Origin of the sequence: Blastococcus deserti (assembly GCF_042682525.1) — a bacterium.
Taxonomy (GTDB): Bacteria; Actinomycetota; Actinomycetes; order Mycobacteriales; family Geodermatophilaceae; genus Blastococcus_B; species Blastococcus_B deserti.
This window is the reverse complement of record NZ_JBHUHP010000010.1, coordinates 333473-344992: the sequence shown is the minus strand read 5'-3', so window position 1 is coordinate 344992 and position 11520 is coordinate 333473. Positions and strand designations below refer to the sequence as shown.

12 protein-coding genes are annotated in these 11520 nt (G+C 73.7%); all 12 read right to left on the bottom strand.

All coding sequences use genetic code 11. The features are described from left to right. Positions 1-580: 580 nt before the first annotated feature. Positions 581-760: a hypothetical protein gene (locus ACFSHS_RS12440; RefSeq protein WP_376876139.1), complete on the bottom strand. Its 180-nt coding sequence runs from the start codon at positions 758-760 to the stop codon at positions 581-583. A 456-nt stretch (positions 761-1216) separates the two neighbouring features. After that, positions 1217-4324, bottom strand: a complete 3108-nt coding sequence (locus ACFSHS_RS12435; RefSeq protein WP_376876136.1) for a hypothetical protein — start codon at positions 4322-4324, stop codon at positions 1217-1219. 114 nt (positions 4325-4438) lie between these two features. Beyond that, on the bottom strand, positions 4439-4663 hold the full coding sequence (locus ACFSHS_RS12430; RefSeq protein WP_376876133.1) for a hypothetical protein: 225 nt from the start codon (positions 4661-4663) through the stop codon (positions 4439-4441). A gap of 54 nt (positions 4664-4717) precedes the next feature. Beyond that, positions 4718-4918, bottom strand: a complete 201-nt coding sequence (locus ACFSHS_RS12425; RefSeq protein WP_376876130.1) for a hypothetical protein — start codon at positions 4916-4918, stop codon at positions 4718-4720. A gap of 393 nt (positions 4919-5311) precedes the next feature. Further along, on the bottom strand, positions 5312-5719 hold the full coding sequence (gene nusB / locus ACFSHS_RS12420; protein ID WP_376876127.1) for a transcription antitermination factor NusB: 408 nt from the start codon (positions 5717-5719) through the stop codon (positions 5312-5314). Positions 5720-5748: 29 nt separating this feature from the next. After that, the gene (efp, locus tag ACFSHS_RS12415; protein ID WP_376876124.1) at positions 5749-6309 is read right to left on the bottom strand and encodes an elongation factor P; all 561 of its coding nucleotides are present in this window, start codon (positions 6307-6309) and stop codon (positions 5749-5751) included. Continuing rightward, positions 6310-7437 (bottom strand): M24 family metallopeptidase, encoded by a 1128-nt coding sequence (locus tag ACFSHS_RS12410; RefSeq protein WP_376876120.1) that lies wholly within the window; start codon positions 7435-7437, stop codon positions 6310-6312. Beyond that, entirely contained in the window at positions 7434-7868 is a 435-nt protein-coding gene (gene aroQ / locus ACFSHS_RS12405; RefSeq protein WP_376876117.1) for a type II 3-dehydroquinate dehydratase, read from the bottom strand. Before aroQ ends, ACFSHS_RS12410 begins: the two co-directional genes overlap by 4 nt. A 37-nt stretch (positions 7869-7905) precedes the next feature. Next, on the bottom strand, positions 7906-8988 hold the full coding sequence (aroB, locus tag ACFSHS_RS12400; RefSeq protein ID WP_376876114.1) for a 3-dehydroquinate synthase: 1083 nt from the start codon (positions 8986-8988) through the stop codon (positions 7906-7908). Further along, a complete protein-coding gene (locus ACFSHS_RS12395) occupies positions 8985-9521 on the bottom strand; it encodes a shikimate kinase (RefSeq protein ID WP_376876111.1) in 537 nt (178 codons plus the stop codon). The genes aroB and ACFSHS_RS12395 overlap by 4 nt, the downstream gene beginning before the upstream one ends. Then, positions 9518-10696, bottom strand: coding sequence for a chorismate synthase (aroC, locus tag ACFSHS_RS12390; protein WP_376876108.1), 1179 nt, complete (start codon positions 10694-10696; stop codon positions 9518-9520). Before aroC ends, ACFSHS_RS12395 begins: the two co-directional genes overlap by 4 nt. Positions 10697-10857: 161 nt before the next feature. Next, positions 10858-11520 (bottom strand): prepilin peptidase, encoded by a 663-nt coding sequence (locus ACFSHS_RS12385; RefSeq protein WP_376876105.1) that lies wholly within the window; start codon positions 11518-11520, stop codon positions 10858-10860.

The window sequence follows — 11520 nt, the reverse complement described above, 5'->3', positions numbered from 1 at the left end:
CGCCTCGGCGACCGCGATGTTGTACTGGTCGCCGCCGAAGTTGATGTTGCCCGCGTTCACCGCGACGGCGATGGCGAGATTTCCGCTCTGGCTGCTGTAGCCGCCCCACGTGTCCATCGTGGTACGGGCCGGCAGCAGCTCGACCTTCTGGTCCTCGAACATGGTGTTCTCCTCAGGATCGGTACGGAGGGACTCCGCCAGGAAGAAGGACGACGGCGTGCTGCGTCGGATTCGCCCCGCTTGCCGGTGGACTGCCGAGTCCGGCCGCGGTCCGAAGTCGACTGCGGAAGTCTCTGCCGCTCGTGGAGGACCGGACAACGGTGGGCGGCACCTAATCGGAGGGGTACGGATCCCTACCTCCGTCCTGGACCACTACGCCGGGCCGGGGTCGTCGTACGTAGAGACCGGGCTGGCTACTGACCTCGTGACGCACGACGGAGGGCCGGGCCGTCGTGCCGGGATCGGAGCCGACGCCGGGGACGTGAGGGCCCGTAGGTCCGGAACGGAGAGGAGGGGCGGCCGCGTCCGGCCACCCCTCCCCGGGTCCGGCCACCGGTGAGCAGTGGCAGGAGTGCGTCCGTCAGCCGAAGTTGCTGCCGGCCGCCGCCGCGGCGTAGGCGCTGTTGTACTGGTCGCCGAGCACGTTGATGTTGCCGGCGTTCACGGCCGCCGCCACCGCGGTGTTGTAGCTCTGGTAGCTGCCCCACGTGTCCATCGTGGTGCGTGCCGGCAGCAGCTCGACCTGCTGATCCTCGAACATGGGCTCTCCTCAGGATCGGTACTGGGATGGAGTCCACCAGGAAGGACGACCACAGCGGGTGCCGGTAGGCCTGCCCTCGCCCCGTGGCGCGCCGACCCCGGCCGCGGTCCGGAACCGACCTGGAAAGTCTCTGCCGGTCCCGGACGCGCGGGCAACGGTGGGGAACACCTATTCCGGCCGGTCGCATGCGGAGCCGTCACCGTGACCACTACTGCGGGTGCACCGGGCGAGTACGCAACAGCGCAGCTGGTACCGATGCCGGCACCGGGCACTCGCGCGCCGATCGGCACCCTTCGCGGCCCCCGACCAGTTGCCCGCACGGCGTGCGACAGGAGCCGCGGCGCGTCCGTGAGCGGTGCGCGCCTCCTGCTACCGGCCGGCAGCCGATCCGTGGACCGGCCCGGGCGGCCGACCTCCAGACACACCGTCGGGTCCCGAGGGTGTGCCCGCGGCAGCTCACGCAGGGGGCGACTTGGGCACCCACCCGACGAGGAGGCCGTCCGGGCCCGGGGTCACTGCGGACGGGGTGAACGGCGGCGCCCAGGCGGCGAGCCACTGGGTCAGGAAGGTGGCGGCCTCCGGATCACTGATGGGGCGGTAGGCCAGCGAGGTGATGAGGACCTGGTGCCGGGGCCGGCTGCCGTCGTCCCCGGCCGCCACTGGCACGTCGGACACCGTGACGGCGTACTCCTGGGTCAGGGCGTCGAGCACGACCAGTACCCGCATGTCCACGCTGCCGTCGCGAAGAGCGGCCAGGGCCGCGGGGGAGGCGGTGAACCCGGGTCGCTCCGTGAGCAGGCTCCCGAAGGAACGCCGGGCGGTCTGCTGCTCCACCTGTTGGAGCTGGGTCGCCTGACGGGCGGCTTCCTCCGCCCGGGCCGCCTCCTGGGCACGCGCCTGCGCCTGCGCCTGCTCCTGCGCCTCGGCCCGGGCCTGCTCGGACATGGCCACCGTCAGGACCGTGGCACCCCGGACGAACGTGGCAGCAGGCTCCGTGCCCGGCGTGGGCGCGCCGACCGTGACCGTCCAGTCCGCGTCGGCCGCGACACCCGTGCCCGCCCGGACGAGCCGGGACGGCGGCACGCCGTCGCGGACGAGATCACCCCAGAGGCCGGGCGGGACGAGCAGCGTGCCCGACGGCCCGTCCGGCGCCGTGATCCAGGAGGCAAGCGCCGCGTGTGGCGGAACGGGGGCCGAAGCAGGCAGGAACAGCGCCCCCACGAGGACGAGGACGAGCACCGGAACGGCCACGGCGGCCCGGTGGAGCGGGTTCGGCCGAGGTGCCACCTGCCGACGGATGAAGGTGGCGGCCACGAGCACCGCCAGCACCGTTCCGGTCACCAGGGCCAGCGCGAGGGCGTCACCGGTCCCCGGCCAGGACAGCGCCGCGGGCACGGTCGCGGCCCCGGCCGCCACGGCCCAGGGCCGCAGCGGGCGGAGCAGGAGACCGGCAGCGACGAGGACGCCGACCGTGAGCAGGAGCACCGTGCGCTCGGAGGCGTCGAGGGGCGTGCCGTGGACGGCCGTAGCGGTGGGACCGGACGCCAGGGCGGCCACGACCGCGCCCAGGGGCAGGATCAGCGCGACCGCGAGCCATCTGCGGACGTCCTTCGGTCCGGCGTGCCGGGCCCGCCGGGAGCTCGGCCACGCAGCCAGCGCGGCGACCAACGGGACGGCGACCAGAGGCTCCGTGGCGACCCCGACCGTGACCGCGAGGGCTGCGACGACCGCCGTCCCGCGGCGCTGCGAGCAGGCCAGCAGCACCACGCCGGCTGCCGCCCAGGCGGCGCCGACCGTCCCGGACCCGACCGTGGCGAAGGTCGTGACAGCCGGTCCCATGGCGAGCGTCGCCAGGAGCGGCAGCCCCACCGCCAGAGGGGGCAGCCGGCGCATTCCGACGAGGACGATGGGGAGGACGACCAGCACCGCGCACGCCAGCACGGCCATCTCCCGGGCGCCTGCCACCACCGTGGAGTGGCGCTCGAAGGCCCCCGTCGCGCGGGCGAACAGCACCAGCTGCTCACGGACGAGCCACTCCGCCGCTCCGACAGCCGGTCCCCGGGCATCCTCGTGCACCGCGGAGAGGGCGCTCTCGGCGAGCCTGGTCTCCTCCGCCGTCGCCGGGTGCGACCGCGCCACCTGCGCCACCCGCAGCACCAGCAGGGCGCCGATGCCGACGAGGCCGGCCAGGGCCGCCAGCCGGCGGGCCGCGGCCCAGGTGCCCGTGCCGACCCGGGCGAGCCCGGATCGGGCGGCCAGCGGGCGGGCCGCCACGGTCACCAGCATCCAGAGGGCCATGGCGCCGCCTGCCCAGGGCAGCAGCAGGAACATGAGCTCGGTGACGCCCACGGTCGTTGTGACGATCGCCCCGTCGCGCGCCGCGCGGTCGAGAACCTGCAGGTAGTCCAGCAGGGCGTGCCAGGCGGCGGGCAGGAGCCGGGGAAGCGCCACGAGCAGCACGGCCAGCCAGAAGAGGAGCGTGGGCACGACTGCCGCCACCCAGAGGACGATGATCCGTCGCGACCGGGGCTTCAGTTCGCGCACCGCGGCGGGCGGCGTCCGACCGGGCAGCAGGCTGAGCAGGGTGGGCCTGACGTAGCTGAACAGATCGGGGACGCCGACCAGGTCCGCGAGGATGTAGTACCCGTCCAGCCGCAGGGAGGGCAGGAGCTGCCAGGCGGCCTCGACGTGCATCCCGAGCAGCGCGATGAGCAGCCAGGCCTCGCCGGTGTGCAGGTAGACCAGGCCGAGGCCCGCCATGAAGACGGCGTCGATGTACAGGCCGCCCAGGTCGGTGCGGAGCCGCCCCACCCGGTCGAGCCGGTAGCTGTCGGTGACCGTGCTGTAGAACGCCGGCCACACGAGGTACAGCCCGACGCCGATGTCGCCGGGACGCCCGCCACCGTAGCGACAGGCGCCCACGTGCCCGAACTCGTGCAGGACCCCCGAGAGCACGGTCAGCCCCAGGACCGCGAGGACCAGTCCCGGGCGCCGGCCCATGTCCCCCACCCCGGAGACCAGCAGATCCAGCAGGTTGCCCTGCAGGGCGATCCAGGCGTCCACCAGCACGAAGGTGGCCAGCAGGACGCTCCAGACCGGACGCCGGAAGAGCGGCTGGAAGACCCCCGCGATGCGCCACACGACGCCGGCCGGGATGACACCCACGCGATAGCGCAGCGCGAGCAGCAGGTCGTTGCGGACCGGCATCGGTGGTGCCACCGTGCCGTCTCCCGGCCGATCGGTGTCGCTGCCCTCCGGAACCACCAGACCCACCGGAGCGAGCCGCTCCTCGACCAGGAAGGACACCTGCTCGGCGGTCAGGACCGTGCCCAGCTCGGCACTCAAATCGGCGGCGATCTCGCCGTCGCCACGACCGTCGAGGGAGCACGCCACCCGGTACAGGAGGCGCGGCAGCTGCATGGCCTGGCCGTCGGCCCGCTGCACCAGGAACTTCGGCTCCTCGTAGGCCGAGTCCCGGTACTCACCGAGCAGCTCGGTGCCGGGCATCAGCCGGTGTACCCGGCCGGCCGTGGTCACGGCGTCGCGCTCCACCACGCTGGTCATCTCTGTCACCTCACCGCTCGAACGCGTGCAGCAGAGGAGAGGGGCGGCCGCATCCGACCGCCCCTCCCTGTCACCGCGGCGCGCGCCGCCTCGGCAACGGCTCCGCAGCCGGCATCAGCCGACGAAGACGTTGCTGCCGGCCAGAGCGTTGGCGCTCGCGAGGTTGAGCTGGCTGCCGCCGACGTTGACGTTGCCGGCGTTCACCGCGGCGGCTACGGCGAGGTTGCCGCTCTGGAAGTTGCCGCCGCGACCCCACTTCTTCATGGTGGTCCGTGCCGGCAGGAGTTCGACCTTCTGGTCCTCGAACATCGTTGTTCCCTTCAGGGTCGGGTTGGTCATGCGATCAGTGCCTGGCCGGCCCCGGGGCGGACCCCGGGGCCGGCCGGGCGTCCGTCAGTGGCCGAAAACGAAGACGTTGCTGCCGGCCAGAGCGTTGGCGCTCGCGATGTTGGCCTGGTCGCCGCCGAAGTTGATGTTGCCCGCGTTCACGGCGACGGCGATGGCCAGGTTGCCGCTCTGGAAATTGCCGCCACGGCCCGCCTTCTTCATGGTGGTCCGTGCGGGCAGAAGCTCGACCTGCTGGTCCTCGAACATCGGTGTTCTCCTCAGGATCGGTACTGGGATGGACTCGGCGAAAAGGGTTCACGGTGATGCCCGTGGACCTCCCCCGCTGTGGAGCGCCGCCCCGGCCGCAGTCGGGGTCGACGCGCGGAATCCTGACCGGCTCCGCGACCCCGCAACATCCGCGTCGATGATTGCCGATTACCGAATTGGCGCCCCAGCTCCCCCTAGTCGACAAGGCCGACCACGGCGTTTCGCGGCCGACTACGTAGATCCTGCGGGCCGGGCTACGCATCTCTGCACGCGGGGATCCGCCGCCCACCCTGCAAACGGACACCGTGCTACAGATGCCAGTTCGAGCGCACACCACGAGGGCCCCTGCCGTGATCGGCAGGGGCCCTCGTGGTGTGCGGGATCTCCGCCCGGTCAGGCGGTGGGGACCTCGGCGTCCAGGATCGCGCCGAGCACGCCGTTGACGTAGGCCGGCGACTCGTCCGTCGACAGGGTCTTCGCCAGCTCGACGGCCTCGTCGATCACGACGGCGTCGGGCACGTCGTCGGCCCAGAGCAGCTCGAAGACCGCCATGCGGAGGATCGCCCGGTCGACGTCGGGCAACCGCTCGAGGGACCAGCCGGTCGCGTGCCGGCCGATCAGCTCGTCGATGCGCGCGGCGTGCTCGGCGACGCCCTCCACCAGCCGCACCGTGTGCTCGGGCACCGGCGGGTTGCCCGTCTCGATCCGGTCGCGGAGCAGGGCCAGCCGGTCACCACCGCGGACGTCGGCCTCGTAGAGGACGTCGACGGCCCGCTTGCGCGCCTTGGACCGTGCAGCCATGGGGGTCGGGTGGGCTCTCTGCAAACGATTCAGTTGACGCGGCCGAGGTAGCGGCCGTCGCGGGTGTCGACCTTGAGCTTCTCGCCGGTGCTGATGAACAGCGGCACCTGGATCTGCGCGCCGGTCTCGAGCGTCGCCGGCTTGGTGCCACCGGTCGAGCGGTCACCCTGCAGCCCCGGGTCGGTGTGCTCGACGACCAGCTCCATGGTCACCGGCAGCTCCACGTAGAGCGGGGTGCCCTCGTGGACGGCGACGACGACCTCGGTGTTCTCGAGCAGGTAGTTGGCGCCGTCGCCGACGGTCTCGGCCGGGACGTGGATCTGGTCGTAGGTCTCGCCGTCCATGAAGACGAAGTCGGCGCCGTCCTTGTAGAGGTAGGTCATCGACCGCTTGTCCACGGTCGCGGTGTCGACCTTGGTGCCGGCGTTGAACGTCTTGTCGACCACCTTGCCCGACAGCACGTTCTTGAGGGTGGTGCGGACGAAGGCGCCGCCCTTGCCCGGCTTGACGTGCTGGAACTCGGTGACGGCCCAGAGCTGGCCGTCGAGGTTGAGGACCATGCCGTTCTTGAGGTCGTTGGTGGTAGCCATCTAGAGGACCAGCAGTTCCTTGCTCGTGAGGGTCAACAACTCGGGCGCGTCGTCGGTGATGACGAGGGTGTCCTCGATCCGGACTCCGCCGTGGCCGGGCAGATACACGCCCGGCTCCACGGTGACGGCCATGCCAGCGGCCAGCCTACCCGCGCCCAGCGGGCCGATGCCCGGCGCCTCGTGGATCTCCAGGCCCACGCCGTGACCCAGGCCGTGGGGGAAGTGCTCGCCGTGACCGGCCGCGACGATGACGTCCCGGGACGCCGCGTCCACCGCGACGACGTCGGCACCGACCGCGAGGGCGGCCCGGCCGGCGGCCTGCGCGGCGGCCACCAGCTCGTAGATCTCCCGCTGCCAGTCCGCGACGTGGCCGATCACCAGGGTGCGGGTCATGTCGGAGTGGTAGCCGTCGACGGTGGCCCCGAAGTCCAGCTTGAGGAAGTCCCCGTCGCGCAGCACAGTGGCGTCGGGCCGGTGGTGCGGGATCGCCGAGTTCGCGCCGGCGGCGACGATGGTCTCGAACGACGGCGCCTCGGCCCCCAGGGCCAGCATCCGGGCGTCCAGCTCCCGCCCTACCTCCAGCTCCGTCCGCCCGGGGCGCAGGGCACCCTCCGCCGCGAGCTCGGCCAGCGCCTGGTCGGCGACCGCGCACGCGCGGCGGAGCGACTCGATCTCGTCCTCGTCCTTGATCGCCCGCTGCTCCTCGACCGCCCGCCGGACCGACGCCAGCTCCGGCACGCTGCCGCCGGCCACCGCATCGGCGAGCACCTTCTCCAGCTGCGCCAGCCCGTCGACGGTGAGGTCGTGGGACTCGTAGCCCAGCCGCCCGGCGCCCCGGCGCACCGCGGCCCGGGCCACCCCGGCGACCGTGGCGCGGTCGATGAGCACCTCCACGTCCGGCGCCTGCGCCGCGGCCTGGGTGGTGTAGCGACCGTCGGTGCCGAGCAGGTCGGCGCCGTCCACGGAGACGAGCAGGACGCCGTTCGATCCGGTGAAGCCGGTCAGGTAGCGGACGTTGAGCAGGTTGGTGACGAGGACGGCGTCCAGGCCCCGCTCGAGGGCGACCGCCCGGAGGACGTCCCGGCGCGCTCTGTTGTCCACCCGCCCCGCCGCCCCGGCCGGGGTCACTTCACGCCCTGCTGGGCCAGCCAGCCGAGGGCCAGCACGTAACCGTGCACGCCCAGGCCGGCGATCACGCCGTCGGCCACACCGGAGACGTAGGAGTGGTGCCGGAACTCCTCGCGGGAGTGGATGTTGGTGATGTGCACCTCGACCAGCGGGGCGGTCAGCTGGGACAGCGCGTCCCGCAGGGCGACCGAGGTGTGCGACCACGCGGCGGGATTGAGCACCACGGGGTCGCCGGCGTCGGCCGCGTCGTGCACCCAGCGCAGCATCTCGCCCTCGTCGTCGGTCTGGCGGACCCGGACCTCGAGGCCCAGCTCGCGCCCGGTCGTCTCGAGCAGGTCGACCAGCTCGGCGTAGGTGGTCGTGCCGTACTTCGCCGGCTCGCGCAGGCCCAGCCGGCCCAGGTTGGGTCCGTTGAGCACCTGGATGGTCACGCGGCGGCTCCTTGCTGGGGGCGGGAGGGTGGGTGGCTCACAGGGCGACGGCGGACCAGGCGGCGTCCAGCCAGGCCTGGTCGGGGTCGGTCAGGATCGTCGGGTTGCCCAGCCCGTCGAGGACGACGAAGCGCAGGGAGGCGCCCCGGGCCTTCTTGTCCACCCGCATGACCGCCTGGAGGGTCGGCCAGTCGCCGGCGTACCGCGTGGGCAGGCCCATCGCCTCGATGAGCGTGCGGTGCCGGTCGACCTCGGGACGGGTGAGCAGCCCGGCCCGGCCACCGAGCTCCGCGGCGAAGACCATGCCCACGGCGACCGCCTCGCCGTGCCGCCAGCCGAAGTCCTCGATCCGCTCGATCGCGTGCGCCAGGGTGTGCCCGTAGTTGAGGAACTCCCGCCGGCCGACGTCGTAGAGGTCGTCGGCCACCGCGTCGGCCTTGACCCGCACCGCGCGGTCGATGAGCTCCTCGGTCGCACTCCGGCCGGTCGGATCGGCGTCGAGCAGGTCGAGGATCGTCCCGTCGGCGATGAACCCGCACTTGACCACCTCGGCCAGGCCCGAGCGGAACTCCGCCTCCGGCAGCCGGGCGAGGGAGTCGGTGTCGGCGAGCACCGCGACCGGCGGGTGGAAGGCGCCCACCAGGTTCTTGCCCGCGGCGGTGTTGATGCCGGTCTTGCCGCCCAGGGCGGCATCGACCATGCCGAGCAGGCTGGTCGGCACCTGGACCACCCGGACACCGCGTGTCCAGGTGGCCGCCACGAACCCGGCGAGGTCGGTGACCGCTCCCCCGCCGACGCCCACGACCGCGTCCGACCGGGTCAGTCCCAGGCGGCCGAACTCCTCCCAGAGACCGGACGCCACCTCGGCGGTCTTGGCCGCCTCCCCGTCCGGGACGACGACCGCCTCGGCGGCGACCCCGGCGCTCTGCAGGGTTTCCACCGCGGCGCCGGCCAGGGCCGCCAGCGGCGGGGCGTGCACGACCGCGGCCTTCGGTGTGCCGGCGAGGACCAGGCCGAGCTCGGCCTGCGCGCCGGGGCCGATCACCACGTCGTACGGGGCGGCGCCGGGCACGGTCACCCGCCGCCACGCTCCCCGGCTCCTGCGGGGCGCTGCGCTCATCGGCCGGTCCCGACCGTCGGCAGGGCCGAGAGCACCTCGGCGACGACCTCCTCGGGCGTGCGGCCACCGGTGTGCACGGTCAGCGTGGCGACCTCGCCGTAGAGGGGAGCCCGGGTCTCGAGCATCTGCCGCAGCATCGCCCGCGGGTTGACACCGAGGATCGGGCGGTCGCGGGAGAGCCCGACCCGCTTGGCCGCCGAGGGCAGGTCGACGTCGAGCCAGACGACGGTGCCCCCGGCCCGGCCGTAGGCCACCAGCAGCTCACGGGTCGCGGCACTGGTCACCGCTCCCCCGCCGAGGGCGAGGACGCCGTCGTGCCCGGCCAGTGCCGCGGCGACGGCCTGCTCCTCGAGCGCGCGGAAGTACGGCTCGCCCTGGGAGACGAACAGATCGGCGACGGAGGAGCCGCTCGTCGCCTCGACGTCGTGGTCGGTGTCGCGGAAGACCGCGCCCAGGGCCTCGGCCAGGGCCGTGCCCACGGTCGTCTTCCCGGACGCAGGCGGGCCGACGAGCACCACGAGCGGGGAGCTCATCGGATCGGCAGGGAGTCGAGGTAGCCCTGCGCGTTGCGCCGCGTCTCGGCCACCGAGTCGCCACCGAACTTCTCCAGGACGGCGTCGGCGAGGACCAGCGCGACCATCGCCTCCATCACCACGCTGCCCCGGGGCACCGCGCAGGCGTCGCTGCGCTGGTTGATGGCGACGGCCGGCTCGCCGGTCGCGACGTCGACCGTGGCGAGGGCCCGGGGAACGGTCGAGATCGGCTTCATCGCCGCCCGCACCCGCAGCAGCTCGCCGTTGGTCATGCCGCCCTCCAGGCCCCCCGCCCGGTCGGTCAGCCGCTGGACCCGCCCGTCCGCGAGGACGATCTCGTCGTGCGCCACCGAGCCGCGCCGGCGGGCGGTCTCCAGCCCGTCACCCACCTCCACCGCCTTCACCGACTGGACGCCCATGAGCGCTCCAGCCAGCCGCGAGTCCAGGCGGCGGTCCCAGTGCACGTGGCTGCCCAGCCCCGGCGGCAGCCCGTGGACGACGACCTCGATGACGCCGCCGAGGGTGTCGCCGTTCTTCCGCGCGTCGTCGATCTCGGCGACCATGCGCTCGCTGGTCGCCGGGTCGGCACAGCGGACCGGGTCCTCGTCGAGCAGCGGGTTGTCCTGCGGGCCCGGGACGATCCCGTCCGGCGCGACGACCGGGCCGATCGCCACGACGTGGCTGACGACCTCGACGCCCAGCGCCTGGCGGAGGAACGCCTGCGCGACCGCGCCGAGGGCGACCCGCGCGGCGGTCTCCCGGGCACTGGCCCGCTCCAGCACCGGGCGGGCGTCGTCGAACCCGTACTTCTGCATGCCGGCGAGGTCGGCGTGGCCCGGGCGGGGACGGGTCAGCGGGGCGTTCCGGGCCTGGCCCGCGAGCACCTCGGGGTCGACCGGGTCGGCCGCCATGACCGTCGACCACTTGGGCCACTCGGTGTTGCCGACCTGGATCGCGATCGGGCCGCCCTGCGTGCGGCCGTGCCGGACCCCGCCGGTGAGCGTGACCTCGTCCTGCTCGAAGGACATGCGCGCGCCGCGCCCGTGCCCGAGACGGCGGCGGGCGAGCTGCAGGTCGATGTCCGAGGTCTGGACCGCCACGCCGGCGGGCAGCCCCTCGAGGATGGCGGTGAGCTGCTGACCGTGCGATTCCCCTGCGGTCAGCCAGCGCAACATGCCCCGATTCTAAGAGGACCCCGTTCCCCTCCCCCCTCGCAGGCTCGGGGCGAGCCTCTGAACGGGCCGACGCTCCTCGCAGGCTCGGGCGGGTCCCTGAAGGGTGGCGGCTCCATGCCATCACCAGGCTCGGGCGGTCCCCCTCGGGAGGGGCCGTCCGCTCAGCCGAGGGAGACCGTGCCCAGGGTCAGCGCCAGGACGGCGCCGGCCAGGAGGGGCGGGCCGAACGGGACCGCGGTCCGCCAGCCCGCCCGGCGGGTGGCCAGGAGGAGCAGCGAGGCGATGGCCCCGGTGAGCAGGCCGAGGAAGACCCCGGCCAGGAGGATGCCCCAGCCGAACCAGCCCAGGACCAGGCCGAGCAGGCCCAGGAGCTTCACGTCGCCGAACCCCAGCCCCTGCGGCGAGATCGCCGCCGCGCCGGCGGCGAGGGCGAAGGCGGCCGCCGCGGCGAGGACCGCCCGGACGAGGGCGGCCCACGTGCCCAGCAGCGCCGCATCGGCCAGCAGGGCGGCGGCGCAGACGGCGTAGGCGGGGAACGTGATGCGGTCGGGCAGTCGATGCATGGCGAGGTCGACCGCCCCGAGGACGACGGCCGCCCCGGCCGCCCACGCCAGCGCCAGCGTCGCCGGGCGCAGGCCGGTCAGCCCGACGGCGCCGGCCAGCAGGCCCGCCAGCAGAGCGGAGGTGACGCCGGTCCGCAGCGCGGACGGCACGGCGGCGTCGTCGCGGGCGGCCATGCGGACGGTCACGCGGGACAGCCGCGGCCCGACGAGGACCGCCGCGATCAGCACGAGGCCGAGCGTCACCGGCCGGCCGGGCTCCAC

Bases quoted from the DNA above. Each gene is read 5' to 3' on its own strand.
- ACFSHS_RS12440 (WP_376876139.1), bottom strand. From the start codon at position 760: ATGTTCGAGGATCAGCAGGTCGAGCTGCTGCCGGCACGCACCACGATG.
- ACFSHS_RS12435 (WP_376876136.1), bottom strand. From the start codon at position 4,324: ATGACCAGCGTGGTGGAGCGCGACGCCGTGACCACGGCCGGCCGGGTA.
- ACFSHS_RS12430 (WP_376876133.1), bottom strand. From the start codon at position 4,663: ATGACCAACCCGACCCTGAAGGGAACAACGATGTTCGAGGACCAGAAG.
- ACFSHS_RS12425 (WP_376876130.1), bottom strand. From the start codon at position 4,918: ATGTTCGAGGACCAGCAGGTCGAGCTTCTGCCCGCACGGACCACCATG.
- nusB (WP_376876127.1), bottom strand. From the start codon at position 5,719: ATGGCTGCACGGTCCAAGGCGCGCAAGCGGGCCGTCGACGTCCTCTAC.
- efp (WP_376876124.1), bottom strand. From the start codon at position 6,309: ATGGCTACCACCAACGACCTCAAGAACGGCATGGTCCTCAACCTCGAC.
- aroB (WP_376876114.1), bottom strand. From the start codon at position 8,988: ATGAGCGCAGCGCCCCGCAGGAGCCGGGGAGCGTGGCGGCGGGTGACC.
- ACFSHS_RS12395 (WP_376876111.1), bottom strand. From the start codon at position 9,521: ATGAGCTCCCCGCTCGTGGTGCTCGTCGGCCCGCCTGCGTCCGGGAAG.
- aroC (WP_376876108.1), bottom strand. From the start codon at position 10,696: ATGTTGCGCTGGCTGACCGCAGGGGAATCGCACGGTCAGCAGCTCACC.